At 62.1% G+C, this 13,748-nt stretch carries 16 protein-coding genes and 1 riboswitch; of the genes, 11 read left to right on the forward strand and 5 right to left on the reverse strand.

The features are described from left to right. Nucleotides 1–169 precede the first annotated feature (169 nt). From ompR to ACN9MW_RS21965, 6 genes are all read left to right on the forward strand, one after another. Nucleotides 170–934, forward strand: coding sequence for a two-component system response regulator OmpR (gene ompR / locus ACN9MW_RS21940; RefSeq protein WP_426162659.1), 765 nt, complete (start codon nt 170–172; stop codon nt 932–934). A gap of 13 nt (nt 935–947) precedes the next feature. Then, on the forward strand, nt 948–2,294 hold the full coding sequence (locus ACN9MW_RS21945) for an ATP-binding protein (protein WP_426162660.1): 1,347 nt from the start codon (nt 948–950) through the stop codon (nt 2,292–2,294). Nucleotides 2,295–2,483: 189 nt separating this feature from the next. Beyond that, nucleotides 2,484–3,449: a cysteine synthase A gene (locus tag ACN9MW_RS21950; protein WP_426162661.1), complete on the forward strand. Its 966-nt coding sequence runs from the start codon at nt 2,484–2,486 to the stop codon at nt 3,447–3,449. Nucleotides 3,450–3,538: 89 nt separating this feature from the next. Next, nucleotides 3,539–4,018 (forward strand): VOC family protein, encoded by a 480-nt coding sequence (locus tag ACN9MW_RS21955; RefSeq protein WP_426162662.1) that lies wholly within the window; start codon nt 3,539–3,541, stop codon nt 4,016–4,018. Between the two features lie 26 nt (nt 4,019–4,044). Continuing rightward, nucleotides 4,045–4,470, forward strand: a complete 426-nt coding sequence (locus ACN9MW_RS21960) for a YciI family protein (RefSeq protein ID WP_130311298.1) — start codon at nt 4,045–4,047, stop codon at nt 4,468–4,470. A gap of 11 nt (nt 4,471–4,481) precedes the next feature. Next, nucleotides 4,482–5,174 carry a YciI family protein gene (locus ACN9MW_RS21965; RefSeq protein WP_426162664.1) on the forward strand — a complete coding sequence of 231 codons (693 nt, stop codon included), beginning with the start codon at nt 4,482–4,484 and terminating at the stop codon, nt 5,172–5,174. Here ACN9MW_RS21965 and ACN9MW_RS21970 read toward each other — a convergent pair. Next, on the reverse strand, nt 5,171–6,163 hold the full coding sequence (locus ACN9MW_RS21970; RefSeq protein ID WP_426162665.1) for a LacI family DNA-binding transcriptional regulator: 993 nt from the start codon (nt 6,161–6,163) through the stop codon (nt 5,171–5,173). The genes ACN9MW_RS21965 and ACN9MW_RS21970 overlap by 4 nt on opposite strands. Before the next feature lie 70 nt (nt 6,164–6,233). On the opposite strand from ACN9MW_RS21970, the gene ACN9MW_RS21975 reads away from it, so the two are divergent. From ACN9MW_RS21975 to ACN9MW_RS21985, 3 genes are all read left to right on the forward strand, one after another. Then, nucleotides 6,234–7,493 carry an RNA polymerase sigma factor gene (locus tag ACN9MW_RS21975; RefSeq protein WP_426162666.1) on the forward strand — a complete coding sequence of 420 codons (1,260 nt, stop codon included), beginning with the start codon at nt 6,234–6,236 and terminating at the stop codon, nt 7,491–7,493. A 15-nt stretch (nt 7,494–7,508) separates the two neighbouring features. Further along, nucleotides 7,509–7,835, forward strand: coding sequence for an EthD family reductase (locus ACN9MW_RS21980; protein ID WP_426162667.1), 327 nt, complete (start codon nt 7,509–7,511; stop codon nt 7,833–7,835). 105 nt (nt 7,836–7,940) lie between these two features. After that, nucleotides 7,941–8,339 (forward strand): VOC family protein, encoded by a 399-nt coding sequence (locus tag ACN9MW_RS21985; protein WP_426162668.1) that lies wholly within the window; start codon nt 7,941–7,943, stop codon nt 8,337–8,339. 6 nt (nt 8,340–8,345) lie between these two features. On the opposite strand, the gene ACN9MW_RS21990 is transcribed toward ACN9MW_RS21985, so the two are convergent. The 3 genes from ACN9MW_RS21990 to ACN9MW_RS22000 all read right to left on the reverse strand — a co-directional run bounded on the left by ACN9MW_RS21990 (nt 8,346) and on the right by ACN9MW_RS22000 (nt 9,640). Next, entirely contained in the window at nt 8,346–8,759 is a 414-nt protein-coding gene (locus ACN9MW_RS21990; RefSeq protein ID WP_426162670.1) for a GFA family protein, read from the reverse strand. Between the two features lie 10 nt (nt 8,760–8,769). Next, nucleotides 8,770–9,228: an Imm26 family immunity protein gene (locus ACN9MW_RS21995; RefSeq protein WP_426162671.1), complete on the reverse strand. Its 459-nt coding sequence runs from the start codon at nt 9,226–9,228 to the stop codon at nt 8,770–8,772. A gap of 109 nt (nt 9,229–9,337) precedes the next feature. Next, complete coding sequence (locus ACN9MW_RS22000; RefSeq protein WP_426162672.1) at nt 9,338–9,640, reverse strand: ferritin; 303 nt, start codon at nt 9,638–9,640, stop codon at nt 9,338–9,340. Between the two features lie 125 nt (nt 9,641–9,765). On the opposite strand from ACN9MW_RS22000, the gene ACN9MW_RS22005 reads away from it, so the two are divergent. Continuing rightward, nucleotides 9,766–10,929, forward strand: coding sequence for an iron-containing alcohol dehydrogenase (locus ACN9MW_RS22005; protein ID WP_426162673.1), 1,164 nt, complete (start codon nt 9,766–9,768; stop codon nt 10,927–10,929). Between the two features lie 7 nt (nt 10,930–10,936). Further along, nucleotides 10,937–11,035: riboswitch (TPP riboswitch) on the forward strand. 73 nt (nt 11,036–11,108) lie between these two features. After that, on the forward strand, nt 11,109–13,199 hold the full coding sequence (locus ACN9MW_RS22010; RefSeq protein WP_426162674.1) for a TonB-dependent siderophore receptor: 2,091 nt from the start codon (nt 11,109–11,111) through the stop codon (nt 13,197–13,199). A 62-nt stretch (nt 13,200–13,261) separates the two neighbouring features. On the opposite strand, the gene ACN9MW_RS22015 is transcribed toward ACN9MW_RS22010, so the two are convergent. Next, nucleotides 13,262–13,738 (reverse strand): hypothetical protein, encoded by a 477-nt coding sequence (locus ACN9MW_RS22015; protein WP_426162675.1) that lies wholly within the window; start codon nt 13,736–13,738, stop codon nt 13,262–13,264. Nucleotides 13,739–13,748 lie beyond the last annotated feature (10 nt).

Here is a 13,748-nt window from a genome sequence, read left to right on the forward strand (position 1 = left end):
ACTTGCCGTATCCATGCCCGCAGTGTATGCGCTCCAACTTCCCATAGTAAGAGCGACCCGGTAAAGTTTGTAAGAAAATGTAATGAGTTTTCACCGGTATGGCACCGGCCATCAATATGACGTTACCATAGCGACATGCATCTGACAATTCAACAAGATCAACATCCTTATGAATACCACCACTAACCCTCCTGCCGCACCAGGCGGCGCGCAAGGCCACCAGGCCAAGATCATGGTGGTGGACGATGACGTCCGCCTGCGCGACCTGCTGCGCCGCTACCTGACCGAGCAGGGCTTCAACGTCGTCACCGCCGAAAACGCTACTGCCATGAACAAGCTGTGGCTGCGCGAGCGCTACGACCTGCTGGTGCTGGACCTGATGCTGCCCGGCGAAGACGGCCTGTCGATCTGCCGCCGCCTGCGCGGCGCCGGCGACCAGACCCCGATCATCATGCTCACTGCCAAGGGCGAAGACGTGGACCGCATCGTGGGCCTGGAAATGGGCGCCGACGATTACCTGCCCAAGCCATTCAACCCGCGCGAGCTGGTGGCCCGCATCGGCGCCGTGCTGCGCCGCAAGCAGCCCGACGAAATCCCGGGCGCGCCTTCCGAGCATCCGCAAACCTTCGAGTTCGGCCAGTTCGTGCTGGACCTGGGCACGCGCACGCTCAAGAAAAATGGCGAAACCGTGCCGCTGACCACCGGCGAGTTCTCGGTGCTGAAAGTGTTTGCGCGCCATGCGCGGCAACCGCTGTCGCGCGAGAAGCTGATGGAGCTGGCGCGCGGCCGCGAGTACGAAGTGTTCGACCGCAGCCTGGACGTGCAGATTTCCCGCCTGCGCAAGCTGATCGAGCCGGACCCGTCCAGCCCTCTGTACATCCAGACGGTGTGGGGCCTGGGCTACGTCTTCATCCCCGAGGGCCAGCCGCGCTGATTTTGGGCTGTCGATGAAATTCCGCCTGCCACGCCCGGCGTCGCTGACCAGCGGCCTGTTCTGGCGCACGTTCCTCTTGCTGAGCGTGTTGACCACGCTCTCCATGTCGGCCTGGTTCGGCATGGTCAACTACGTCCAGCGCGAACCGCTGGCACAGCAGACTGCCGCCCAGGTGGTGTCGGTGGTGACCATCACCCGCGCCGCCCTCACCCACTCCGCCACCGACTTGCGGCGCGAACTGTTGTTCGAACTGGTGTCGAACGAAGGCATCCGCGTATTCACCATGGAGGACGACGACGAGGTGGCGCCGCCGCCAAGTTCGGGGCTGATGGCCGACATCCAGACCCTGGTGCGCGCCAAGCTCGGTGCCGATACCCGTTTTTCCTCCGAAGTGAACGGTGTGCCCGGCTACTGGGTCAGCTTCAAGATCGCCGATGACCGCTACTGGCTGATGCTGGAGCGCGAACGCCTGCAGGGGCCGGTCGAATGGCTGGGCTGGGCCGGCGTGGTGGCGCTGGTGTCGCTGCTTGGCGCAGCGCTGATTTCCAGCCTTATCAACCTGCCGCTGAAACGGCTGACCGCCGCCGCGCGCGAGATTGCCCAGGGCCGCCATCCGGACCCGCTGCCGGAAGTCGGGCCGCAGGAAGTACGCCAGGCCAACCGCAGCTTCAACCAGATGGTGGATGACTTGCAGCAGGTCGAATCCGACCGCGCTGTGATCCTGGCCGGCATTTCACACGACTTGCGCACGCCGCTGGCGCGCATGCAGCTCGAGGTGGAAATGGCCAACCTGTCGCAGGAGGCGCGCGAGGGCATGCAATCGGATATTGCGCAGATGGATGCCATCATTGCCCAGTTCCTCGATTACGCCAAGCCGACCGAGGCGTCCAGCTTTATCAATGTGGACATGGTGGCGCTGCTGAGCGATTGCGCGCATGAGGCTGGACGTCATCCGGATGTGAAGGTTACGGCTGAGCTGCCGGAGCATGCGCATGTGCTGGGCAATGCAACTGACCTGAAGCGGGTGATTGCCAACCTGGTCGAGAATGCCCGGCGCTATGGCAAGACGCTCGATTCGGATGTGACCGAGATTGATATCAAGTGCTCGGTGCGGGGAGTGCATACGGCCAAGCGCGTTGTTGTCGAGGTGCAGGACCACGGCGTGGGTGTGCCGGAGGGGCAGATTGCGCAGTTGCTCAAGCCATTCACGCGGCTGGATACGGCGCGCGGGCAGGCCAACGGGGCCGGGCTGGGGCTGGCGATTGTGGACCGGGTGCTGTCGCGGCATGAGGCGGAGCTGGAGGTGTCCAATCGTGAGGGGGGCGGGTTGAAGTTCACTATTTCTTTGCGGGCGCTTTAAAACCGGTAAACCTAGGTCTGACCCGCAGGGTCAGACCCAGTCTGCTCATCTGCCGCTGGTTTCGGTTGTGCGCACTTGATCTTCGACGAAAGTCAACAGCCTCGAACCCAACAGCAAGACGCAAGACCGTTGGGGGTCTGACCCTACGGGTCTGACCCCGAATTACCGGTTTTGGACTAAATTGAAGTCATGCTCCGCCAAGGCTTCGCCGACGCCATCGGCCACACTCCCCTGATCCGCCTCGCCCGTCTCTCGGCCGAGACCGGCTGCGAAATCCTGGCCAAAGCCGAGTTCATGAACCCCGGCGGCTCCGTCAAAGACCGCGCCGCCCTCGCCATCATCCTCGACGCCGAGCGCTCCGGCCGCCTGAAACCCGGCGGCACCGTCGTCGAAGGCACCGCCGGCAACACCGGCATCGGCCTGGCCCACCTGTGCTCCGCACGCGGCTACAAATGCGTGATCGTCATCCCCGAAACCCAGTCCGAGGAAAAATTCGCCATCCTGCGCACCCTTGGCGCTGAAGTGCGCCCCGTCAAAGCCGTTCCCTACGCCGACGACAACAATTACCAGAAAGTCGCCGGCCGCCTGGCGCAAGAATTGCCCAACGCCGTCTGGGCCCAGCAATTCGACAATCTCGCCAACCGCCAGGCGCATTACGAGCAGACCGGCCCCGAAATCTGGCACGACACCGGCGGCCGCATCGACGCCTTCACCTGCGCCACCGGCACCGGCGGCACGCTGGCGGGCGTCGCCCGCTACCTGAAGGAGCAAAAGCCCGACGTCCAGATCGTGCTGGCCGATCCCTGCGGCAGCGCCCTCTACAACTGGATCAAGCACGGCGAATTGAAGAGCGAAGGCAGTTCGATTTCGGAAGGCATCGGCAACAGCCGCGTCACCGCCAACCTGCAAGGCACGCCGATCGACGACGCTATCCGCGTCGACGACAAGGCTTGCGTTCACATGGTCTACCGCCTGCTGCGCGAGGAAGGCCTGTACGTCGGCGGCTCGAGCGGCATCAACGTGGCCGCCGCGGTTGAGCTGGCTCTACAGATGGGGCCCGGCCACACGATAGTCACCCTGCTGTGCGACCGCGGCGCCACTTACGCGGCCCGCCTGTTCAACCCGGAATGGCTGGCTGAAAAAAATCTTTTGTAATCGTGTCGATCTGGCGCATCGCCGTTCGTCGTGGGAATATGGAGGCCGCAAACGGTGTCCAGTTCCCAAACAACGAATGGAGATTCACCATGACTGTCAAACCAATTCCAGAAGGCATGCGCACTGTTACCCCGCACCTGGTCTGCGAAGGCGCTGCCGATGCCATTGCTTTCTACAAAAAAGCCTTCAACGCGATAGAAAATTCCCGCATGCCCGGCCCTGGCGGCAAGATCATGCACGCCCAGATCAGCATCGGCGATTCGAACATCATGCTGGTCGACGATTTCCCTGACGCCGGCTGCTTCGGCCCGAAACACTACAAGGGCACGCCGGTAACCCTGCATATTTATGTGGAAGACGTGGACGCCGCCTACAAGCGTGCAATCGACGCCGGCGCCACTGCCAAGATGCCCCCTGCCGACATGTTCTGGGGCGACCGCTACGGCGTGCTGGTGGACCCATTCGGCCACTCCTGGTCGATCGCCACCCACAAACGCGACCTGACTCCCGCGCAGATGGAAGAAGGGATGAAGGAAATGATGAAGAACTCGCCTGAGTGCAAGGGCTGATTTTTAAATTCAATCGAGAGGACACCATGCGATTCATGCTCATCGTCAAAGCAACCCCTGATTCCGAAGCCGGCAAGATGCCGAAAACCGAACTGCTCGCAGCCATGGGCAAGTTCAACGAGGAACTGGTGAACGCCGGCGTACTGCTGGCCGGCGAAGGCCTGCACCCCAGTTCGCGCGGCGCCCGCGTGCATTTCTCGGGCAGCAAGCGCACGGTCATCGACGGCCCCTTCTCGGAAACCAAGGAGCTGATTGCCGGCTTCTGGCTGATTCAGGTAAAGTCGCTGGCTGAAGCCATCGAATGGGTCAAGCGCTGCCCCAATCCGATGGAGACCGACTCAGATATCGAAATCCGCCAAGTGTTCGAGGCCGAGGATTTCGGCGCCGAATTCACGCCCGAACTGCGTGAGCAGGAGGCGCGCATCGCCAGCAAGATCGCAGCGCCCGTTTAAAGGAGACTTCAATGCAGTACATGGTAATTCGGAAGGCCGACGCCACCTCGGAATCGGACAACTTCCCATCCGCTGAACTGGTGCAGGCCGTACCGGGTGCCAAATGGCTGCGTTCCAGCGCCGACGGCGGCCTGCGCATGCGCCGCCGCGACGGCCAGTGGCTGTACGAAGAAGGCCCGTTCGAAGATGTGAGCGTGGCCGGCTTCACCTTCATCGAGGCCGAAGACCGCCGCGCCGCCAGCGAACTGGCTGCGCGCTGGCCATCGGCGGACGCGGAAGGCAGCGCCGTGGTCGAAGTGCGCGAAGCCGGTTGCCCCGGCGGCTGCGTAGGCTTCGACACCGGCGCGGCGCCCAAGCATACCGCCTGGGCCATCCTGTTGCGTTCCGATGCCGTGGCGGAGCAGGATTTCGAACCGCCGGCGGCAGTGATCGACATCATGAACCGCGCCAACAATGCCGGCATCGCCGCCGGTGTTGCACTGTCTGGCGAAGGCTTGAAGTCCACCGCACGCGGTGCGCGCGTCAAGTTCAGCGGCGGCAAACCCTTCATCACCGACGGCCCGTTTGCCGAGGTGAAGGAACTGATCGCCGGTTATTGGGCGGTGGATGCGGCTTCGCGCGATGATGTCATCGCCTGGGTCAAGTCCTACCCCTACCCTAACCCGGGCGATATGGAAGTAGAACTGCGCAAGGTTGCGATCTAATCCCGAGTGGCGGTGGAGGCGCGCAGCACGAGTTGCGCGTTGACCACCGTCAGCGGCTCGACTTCCTGGCCTTCGATGGAGGCCAGGAGTTTCTCCATGGCCGCCGCGCCCATCTGTTCGCTGTTCAGGTCCACGCTGGTGAGGGCCGGCGAAGCGAAACTCCCGAACTGGATATTGTCGAAGCCGACCACGGAAACGTCTCCCGGGACGCGGAAGCCCAGCGCCTGGGCGGCTTTCATGAAACCCAGCGCCAGCAGGTCGTTGAAGCAAACCAGCGCGTCGGGCGGCTGCCTGCCCAACATGATCGATGAGCTCAGTTTCTCGCCCGCTGACGACGCTGGAGCTTCGGCTTCGAATACGCTCAGATCCAGTCCTTGCGCCGCCAGCGCCTCGCGCACGCCGGCCATGCGCTCGCGGTCGCGGCGCGAATTGGCGTAACCCATGTAAGCTACCCGCTTGTGGCCTTGCGCCAACAGGTGGCGCGTGACCATGAAGGCGCCAAGCTGGTCGTCGCTGGCCACGGACGGCAGCTTGATGTAGTCCGGCCGGCCGAAAAATACCGATGGACGGTCCAGCGCCAGCAGCCAGTCCAGGTCCTCCTCCGGCGTGCGGGAATAGACGATCATGCCGTCCACGCGCCGGCTCAGGGCTTCCAGCAGTTGACGCTCGCGCTCCGGGGTTTCTTCGGTATCGACCAGCAGCACGGTGTAGCCGTGGGACTGGGCCACGCGGTTGGCGCCTTTTACCACGCTGGCGTAGTGAGGGTTCGTAATATCCAGGATCGACAGGCCGATGGTCCTGGTGCGCCCGGTAATCATCGACTGCGCCATCGGATTGGAGCGGTAGCCCAGTTCCTCAATGACGCTGGCCAGCCGGGCTTCGACCGCCGGCGAAAAGCGCTGCGCGCCGTTGACGAACTTGGAAACCGTGGCCGTGGATACCCCCGCGGCGGCTGCCACATCACGGATTGTCGCTACGCTCTTCTTCATCGGCCGGTACATTATTGGAAAAGTTGCCGAGTTTATCACGCCATCACTGCCGTGATGGTAAAGTAGCTGGATGAACGACAACAGCATCCACCGCGCCATCGACGCTGTCTGGCGCATCGAAGAAGCGAAGATCATCGCGGTCCTGACACGCATGCTGCGCGACGTCGCACTGGCGGAAGAAATGGCGCAGGATGCGCTGGTCAGCGCGCTTGAGACCTGGCCGGAAAACGGCACGCCCGACCGGCCGGCCGCCTGGCTGATGCAGGCGGCGAAGAACAGGGCGCTCGACTACCTTCGCCACCAGAAGCTGGTGCACGAGAAAGAGCCCGAGCTGACCTACGAAATCGAAGGCTTGCTGCAGGACGCCGCGCCGGACCTGGAGCGCGAGCTCGATGACAATATCGGGGACGACCTGCTGCGCCTGATCTTCATTTCCTGCCACCCGGTGCTGACCATGGAAGCGCGCGTGGCGCTGACCTTGCGCCTGCTGGGCGGCCTGACGACCGACGAAATTGCACGCGCCTTCCTGGCGTCCGAATCGACGGTGGCGCAGCGCATCGTGCGTGCCAAGCGCACCCTGGGCGATGCCAAGGTGCCGTTCGAAGTGCCGCGTGGCGCCGAGCTGGAAGAACGCCTGGCCGCGGTACTGCAGGTGATCTACCTGGTCTACAACGAGGGTTATTCCGCCAGCGCGGGCGCCGACTGGATGCGCCCCGCCCTGTGCAACGAGGCGCTGCGCCTGGGGCGCATCCTGGCCGAGCTGGTGCCAGGCGAACCGGAGGTGCACGGGCTGGTGGCGCTGATGGAGATCCAGTCGTCGCGGTCGCGTGCGCGCACAGACGCGCAGGGTAAGCCGGTGCTGTTGCTGGAGCAGGACCGCACGCGTTGGGACCAGATGCTGATCCGGCGCGGGCTGGCGGCGCTGCAGCGCGCGCAAGCGTTGAATCGGGTGCCGGGGCCATACGTGCTGCAGGCCGCCATCGCTTCCTGCCACGCCCGCGCGCGCCGGGCCGAAGACACCGACTGGCAGCAGATCGCCGACCTGTACCTGGCGCTGGCGACACGCGCGCCTTCGCCGGTGGTGGAATTGAACCGCGCGGTGGCGCTGGCCATGGCTTATGGGCCGGAGGTGGGGCTGGAATTGGTGGACCAATTGGTCGACGAACCGGCGCTCAAGCAGTACCACCTGCTGCCAAGCGTGCGGGGCGACTTCCTGTTCAAGCTGAACCGCCTGCCTGAGGCACGTTTCGAATTCGAACGCGCCGCGAAGCTTACGCAAAATGAGCAGGAGCGCCAACTATTGCTGACGCGCGCCGCGGCCTGCGGTTGAACAGGAGAGAACCCGATGATCAAAGTTAGTGTCATGTACCCATATGCCGCAGATGCGCGATTCGATCACGCCTACTACCGCGAGAAGCATATGCCAATGGTGAAACAGCGGCTCGGCGCAGCGTGCCTGTATTACACGGTGGACAAGGGCGTTGCAGGCGGCGCTCCGGGCACAGACCCCGTTTATGTGGCCAAGTGCGATTTCGTCTGCACCTCTGTCGAAGCCTACCAGGCAGCCCGCGCGCCGCACGCGCAGGAGATCTGGAGCGACATCGCGAATTACACGGATATTCGACCCGTGCTTCAGATCAGTGAAGTGGTGGTTGAGCGTTCAGAGGCCTGATTCAAGGAAAAGAGGTTTTTTCATCAGCGTGTCGATTCTGTGCCCCGCCATCCGTCGTCAGGATGCAGCACCGAATTACCGTTCCACATCAATCAAGGAAACGCCATGAAAAAACAAGTCATCCTCAATTTGCCAGTGAAGGACCTGGAAAAGTCCAAGGCCTTCTTTTCCGCGCTCGGCTTTACGTTCAATGCACGATTCAGCGGCGATAACGCGGCATTCATGAACGTCGTCGGCGACACAATCCAGGCCATGCTGACGACCGAACCTTTCTTCAAGTCCCTGATTGGCAAGCCCGTCGCGCAGGCCAAGGAAGCCAATGAAATGGTCATCTGCCTGAGCTGCGAAAGCCGGGAAGAAGTCGACACCCTCATCGCCAAGGCCATTGCCGCCGGGGGCCGCACGCCGCACCCGCCGGAGGACCATGGCTTCATGTACGACCAGGGCTTCGAGGACATTGACGGCCACCTGTGGAACCTGGTGTGGGTGGCGCCGGAAGCCTGACAGCGACTAGGCGCGTTCAAGAGCGCCATCGCGGCGCGTGCGGCGGTAGCGCGGCAGGTCGTCGCAGATCGGCTCCCAGTGCAGGCGGCTATCGGCAAAGGTGTGGTCCTGCGGCGGCAGTGCTTCGGGATCGTCCAGGCTGGCGGTGGTGATGTCCAGTTCGCCGGGCGTGCTGTCATCGGCAAAGGTGAGGTGGGTGCCGCAGACGCCGCAGAATTCGCGCGTCACGCCGGGGCTGGAATGGTAGATGGCGGGCTTGCCGCGCACATAGCGAAACTGTGTGCGCGGTACGCTGAACCAGGCCACGCTTGGCGCGCCGAACAGGCGGCGGCACATCGAACAATGGCACCAGGTGCAATTCAACACCGGCGCGTCTGCCTCATACTGCACTGCGCCGCAAAAACAGCCGCCCGTGTACATAGGGATCTCCCTACTCCAGCAATTTGGTCATGAGCAGTTCCGCCGAGCCGTAGCCAAACAGCGAATCGCTCTCCAACCCCTCCGTGTCGTATGGCACGGACACTTCGCGCTCCGGCTTGGCCGGATCGTCGCCGTACGTTGCCTGCCAGGCGCGCTTCAAGGCATCGGCGCGGCGGATGAACATCGGCACCGGCCAGTCGATGCGCTGGAAACCGATGGTATTGCCGATCACCGGCCAGCGCCCGTTGGCCAACGCGATGTCGCCGGTACGGATCACCTTCAGCGCATCGTTCGCCTTCAGCTGCTGCACGTCCGCCAGGGTCGGCAGCGTCCAGTGGGTCGGCCCGAACAGGTAGGCCAGCATGACCTTTCCTTGCGGTGACAGGCGGGCCACCAGTCCGGTGGCATAGCCGCCATTTCTAAGCGGGATGGCAAACCAGCTGCCCTCCCGGTACGGCTGCAACTTCATCGACTTCCTTTCTCGAAGTCGGGGTCAGGTCTGGCAATCGGACACGGGCTCGACCGTAGGCGTCGCCTACGGTCGAGCCCGTGTCCGATTGCCAGACCTGACCCCGACTTTAATCACCATAGTGGTACTGCGCGGCGATCGGTCCCGCCTTGAACAGCGCTTCCTTCATTTCCTTGTCCATTTTCGGGTCGCGCCGGCGCACCCATTCCAGCAGCATTGCGATCTGCTTGCGCGTGGAATCGCGGTGGCTGGCCATGACCAGCTTCAGCTCGGGGTCGGTGCACGTTTCGATGCGCTGGTTTTGCAAGTCCAGCATCTCGATCTTCTCACTCAACGACGTTAGCGCCCGGTGCATGTCCAGCACCTGGGCATTCAAATAGTCGCGCGGCTCGACCACGTGTTCCTGTGTCATCTCACTCTCCTTAGGCATGCGGGTACACGCATTGTCAGCCTGCGGCGCGGATTTCTCAAGTGTAGCAAGGCGTCCTGCGGGGTGTCGCACGGATGGGCGAGATTTGCGCGATAATGCCCGGCACTATGCAAAACTTTGAATTCCACAATCCAACCCGTGTCATCTTCGGCGTGGGTCAAATTGCCTCCTTGGCAAAACATATTCCTTCCAATGCACGCGTATTGATGCTCTACGGTGGCGGCAGCATCAAGTCGAACGGCACGTACGACGAAGTGCGCGCGGCCCTGGCAGATCACACCGTGCTCGAGTTCTCCGGCATCGAGCCAAATCCGCGCTATGAAACCTTGATGGAAGCAGTCGAGCTGATCCACCGCGAAAACATCGATTTCCTGCTGGCTGTAGGCGGCGGTTCTGTTGTCGACGGCACAAAATTTGTTGCCGCGGCGGCGGCATATGACGGCGATGCCTGGGACATCCTGAAAATCGGCGGCAAAGTGATCAAGGCTGCCCTGCCCTTTGGCGCCGTACTGACCCTGCCGGCTACCGGCTCGGAAATGAATAGCGCCAGCGTGATCAGCCGCGCCGAGACAAAGGAAAAGCGCGCCTTCATGAGCCCGCATGTTTATCCGCGCTTCTCGGTGCTGGACCCGGCCAAGACCCTGACCCTGCCGCTGCGCCAGGTCGGCAACGGTGTGGTCGATGCCTTCGTCCACACCACCGAACAATACCTGACCTACCCGGCCAATGCGCCGGTACAGGACCGCTTTGCCGAAGGCTTGCTGCAAACGCTGCTGGAACTGGGCCCGCAAGTGCTGGCGCGCCCGGACGACGTGGAAGTACGCGCCAACATCATGTGGACCGCCACCATGGCGCTGAATGGCCTGATCGGCGTCGGCGTACCGCAGGACTGGGCGACCCACAGCATCGGCCACGAACTGACCGCGCTGTTTGGCCTCGACCATGCGCAGACGCTGGCGATAGTCCTGCCGGGCATCCTGCAGATTCGGCGCGAAGCCAAGCGCGGCAAGCTGCTGCAGTATGCCGAACGTGTCTGGGGCCTGCATGCCGGCAAGGGCACCGACGATGAGCGCATCGACGCGGCCATCGGCAACACGCGCGCCTTCTTCGAGCAGATGGGCGTGCCGACCCGCTTGTCCGGCTACGGCCTGGGCGCGGAAGCGATCGACGCCACCGTCGCTGCCATGGAAGCTGCCGGCCTGACGGGCCTGGGCGAACGCCGCGATATCACGCCTGCCGACGTGCGCAAGGCGCTGCAACTGAGCCTGTAGTACAATACCGCCTCGCTAGGGGTCCTCGCGCATGTGCGCGGGGTGAGAAATACCCTCCGAACCTGATCTGGATAATGCCAGCGAAGGAAAGCGTAGATGGTTGAAGGCCCGCAGCCCCGGGGCCTGCTCTCACCCTCGTGCTCTCCCGCTGGCGCATAACGTACAGCTTGAGCACAAACATGAATAGCACTCGCCTCACACTGGCCGCACTGGCCATTGCTTCCGCCTTCGCCCCTGCCGCCCATGCGCAGGACCAGAAAATGACCGAAGTGGTCATTACCGCCAACCGCGTGGCCGCCGAACGCGCGTCCGTGGCCGGTTTCAGCGACCAGCCCTTGCTGCTGACGCCTGCTTCCGTCACCGTACTGACTCGCGAACAGATTCAAGACCTGAACATCGGCACTACCACTGACGCCGTCAAGTACGACGCCAGCATCGGTGACGCGTACAACGCCGTTGGCTATGCCGAGCAGTTCTCGATTCGCGGCTTCAAGCTGAATAACGCCAACTCCTACCGCAAGGATGGCCATCCGATTTCCGGCGATACCCAGATCCCGCTGGAGAACAAGGAAAGCATCGAAGTGCTGCGCGGGCTGGCCGGCCTTCAGCAAGGCGTCGCGGCGCCAGGCGGCGTAGTGAACTACGTGACCAAGCGTCCAACCGAGAACAACCTGCGTTCCGTGCAGTTCAAAGTGAGCGAGCGTGGCTCCGTGCTGGGCACGGTGGACCTGGGCGGCCGGTTCGAAGATAGCCGCTTCGGCTACCGTTTCAATGCTGCGGGTGAACGCATGCGCTCCATCATCAAGGGCGCGAACGGCCATCGCAGCTTCGTATCCGGCGCTTTCGATTTCCGCATCAGCCCTCAGGCGTTGCTGCAAATCGATGCCGATTACCAGAAGAAGTCGCAGAAGTCGGCGCCAGGCTTCCAACTGATCGGCGGTACCAATCTGCCGGTGGTCGATGCTGACACGTTCCTGAATGACCAGCCTTGGGCCAAGCCGGTGGAGACTGAATCCAGCAATATCGGCGTCAACTTCCAGTACCAGCTGTCGCCCGAGTGGAAAGCCACCCTGAGCGCCAACCAGCACCGCTTCAAGCGCGACGACTACACGGCCTTCCCATACGGCTGTGAGAACGAGTTGTTGTGGCCAGGCTATTGCACCAATGGCGACTACGATGTTTACGATTACCGCAGCCTTGGTGAAAAGAAGAAGCCGCTGTCTGCCAAGGCGCTGTTGAATGGCCGCTTCGCGACCGGTTCGATTCGCCATGAACTGACTGCCGGCCTGTCCTTCTTCAGCAACCACGAGAGCTGGGGCGATTACGTATACGAGAAAGCAGGCGTCAGCAATATCTATCACCCAGTTGCAGTGCCAATGACCGACAAGCAGGTTGGCCCGGTTTCCGAGCGCCGCAATGATCATGAGCGTTCCGCCTTTGTGCAGGATGTCATCGGCCTGACCGATCAGCTGGCGCTGCATGCCGGCGTGCGTTACGCTTCCCTGCGCCGCAATGAGGTTGACGTGGTCCCGGTTCGCGAGAATTTCTGGCTGCCGAATGTGTCGCTGGTATTCAGCCCGACCGCCAAGCTGTCCTACTATGCGAACTACGCCCAAGGCCTGCAGTACGGTGGCGTAGCCCCACTCGGCACTTCCAACTACCCGCACGCCCTGGCGCCGGGCAAGTCCAAGCAGGTGGAACTGGGCGCGAAGGCTGAAATCAACGGCATCTCCCTGTCGACCGCGCTGTATCAGATCGATCAGGGCCTGGAGTTTACCGACCCGGTTTCCAACGCATTCGTGCGCAGCGGCCAGGAACGTCATCGCGGCCTGGAATTTACTGCGCAAGGCAAGGTGACTCGTGACCTGCTGCTGGGTGCTTCGATGGCGGCCATCCGCGCGAAGCAGGAAGACACCGGCCTGGCCGAACTCGATGGCAAGCGCGTGACCAATGTGCCGAACTTCAAGTCCACTGTGTGGGCTGATTACGCTGTGGCCGAAGTGCCTGGCCTGAAGCTGAATGCGAACTGGAGGTTCTCCGGCCGTAAGGCGTTCGACCAGGAGAACAAGAGCATGGTGCCTTCCTACCACGTGGTCGACCTGGGCGGCTCTTACGCAACACGCGTGAGCGGTTCGACGGTGATCCTGCGCGCGCAGGTGAAGAATGCGTTCGACAAATTCTACTGGCGCGATGTGACGCCGGAGCTGGGCGGCTACCTGTTCCCTGGTTCGCCGCGCACCTTCCAGCTGTCGGCGCAGGTGGACTTCTAAATTTGCAATGCGGAGCTGAGCCCTACGGGGTTCGCTCCGCCAGCAAACTGCCAACTGTTCAATCACACAGTTGGGTCATCGCTCCAAATTTCCCACGCCCTCAGAGCGTCGTCAGAAATGTCTTCCTCGTCGAGTTGCTCAGCGCGAGTGTCAATCACGTAGTACACAAAATCCGCAACTGCCCTTCTTTGCTCGTGCGTGCATGCATTAAATCGGGCATTCGACGGACCGTCATGAATAAGATGCCAAAAGAACTGGGCGGCATAGCAGCTATATCCATAGGGCGTCTCTTCAAATACCAACCTTGCCAGTCCAGGTATGAAATACCGAAAACCTTCTGGAGAAATGAAGCAAATCGGGTCCCAGCCGGGATTGCCGACATCTTCAATCGTAATCGTAGCCGGAGTACGCGACAGAAGAGTTTGATCATGTTCTGCACATTCTTCGCAGTGTTCAAACTTAGTGAAATGTACTGGGCGCTCGCATTCGTTGAACGCCGTACGCACTCTTTCAAGAGCAATGGAATCATCTGTAATCATCGAGGCTCAA

Origin of the sequence: Pseudoduganella sp. R-34 (genome assembly GCF_049904655.1) — a bacterium.
GTDB lineage: Bacteria > Pseudomonadota > Gammaproteobacteria > Burkholderiales > Burkholderiaceae_D > Rugamonas.

What these genes read in the sequence shown, in the direction of transcription:
- ACN9MW_RS21955 (WP_426162662.1), top strand. Translation starts at nt 3,539, where the DNA reads ATGACTGTCAAACCAATTCCAGAAGGCATGCGCACTGTTACCCCGCAC.
- ACN9MW_RS22005 (WP_426162673.1), top strand. Translation starts at nt 9,766, where the DNA reads ATGCAAAACTTTGAATTCCACAATCCAACCCGTGTCATCTTCGGCGTG.
- ACN9MW_RS21950 (WP_426162661.1), top strand. Translation starts at nt 2,484, where the DNA reads ATGCTCCGCCAAGGCTTCGCCGACGCCATCGGCCACACTCCCCTGATC.
- ACN9MW_RS22010 (WP_426162674.1), top strand. Translation starts at nt 11,109, where the DNA reads ATGAATAGCACTCGCCTCACACTGGCCGCACTGGCCATTGCTTCCGCC.
- ACN9MW_RS21965 (WP_426162664.1), top strand. Translation starts at nt 4,482, where the DNA reads ATGCAGTACATGGTAATTCGGAAGGCCGACGCCACCTCGGAATCGGAC.
- ompR (WP_426162659.1), top strand. Translation starts at nt 170, where the DNA reads ATGAATACCACCACTAACCCTCCTGCCGCACCAGGCGGCGCGCAAGGC.
- ACN9MW_RS21960 (WP_130311298.1), top strand. Translation starts at nt 4,045, where the DNA reads ATGCGATTCATGCTCATCGTCAAAGCAACCCCTGATTCCGAAGCCGGC.
- ACN9MW_RS21980 (WP_426162667.1), top strand. Translation starts at nt 7,509, where the DNA reads ATGATCAAAGTTAGTGTCATGTACCCATATGCCGCAGATGCGCGATTC.
- ACN9MW_RS21995 (WP_426162671.1), bottom strand. Translation starts at nt 9,228, where the DNA reads ATGAAGTTGCAGCCGTACCGGGAGGGCAGCTGGTTTGCCATCCCGCTT.
- ACN9MW_RS21975 (WP_426162666.1), top strand. Translation starts at nt 6,234, where the DNA reads ATGAACGACAACAGCATCCACCGCGCCATCGACGCTGTCTGGCGCATC.
- ACN9MW_RS21945 (WP_426162660.1), top strand. Translation starts at nt 948, where the DNA reads ATGAAATTCCGCCTGCCACGCCCGGCGTCGCTGACCAGCGGCCTGTTC.
- ACN9MW_RS21990 (WP_426162670.1), bottom strand. Translation starts at nt 8,759, where the DNA reads ATGTACACGGGCGGCTGTTTTTGCGGCGCAGTGCAGTATGAGGCAGAC.
- ACN9MW_RS22000 (WP_426162672.1), bottom strand. Translation starts at nt 9,640, where the DNA reads ATGACACAGGAACACGTGGTCGAGCCGCGCGACTATTTGAATGCCCAG.
- ACN9MW_RS21970 (WP_426162665.1), bottom strand. Translation starts at nt 6,163, where the DNA reads ATGAAGAAGAGCGTAGCGACAATCCGTGATGTGGCAGCCGCCGCGGGG.
- ACN9MW_RS22015 (WP_426162675.1), bottom strand. Translation starts at nt 13,738, where the DNA reads ATGATTACAGATGATTCCATTGCTCTTGAAAGAGTGCGTACGGCGTTC.
- ACN9MW_RS21985 (WP_426162668.1), top strand. Translation starts at nt 7,941, where the DNA reads ATGAAAAAACAAGTCATCCTCAATTTGCCAGTGAAGGACCTGGAAAAG.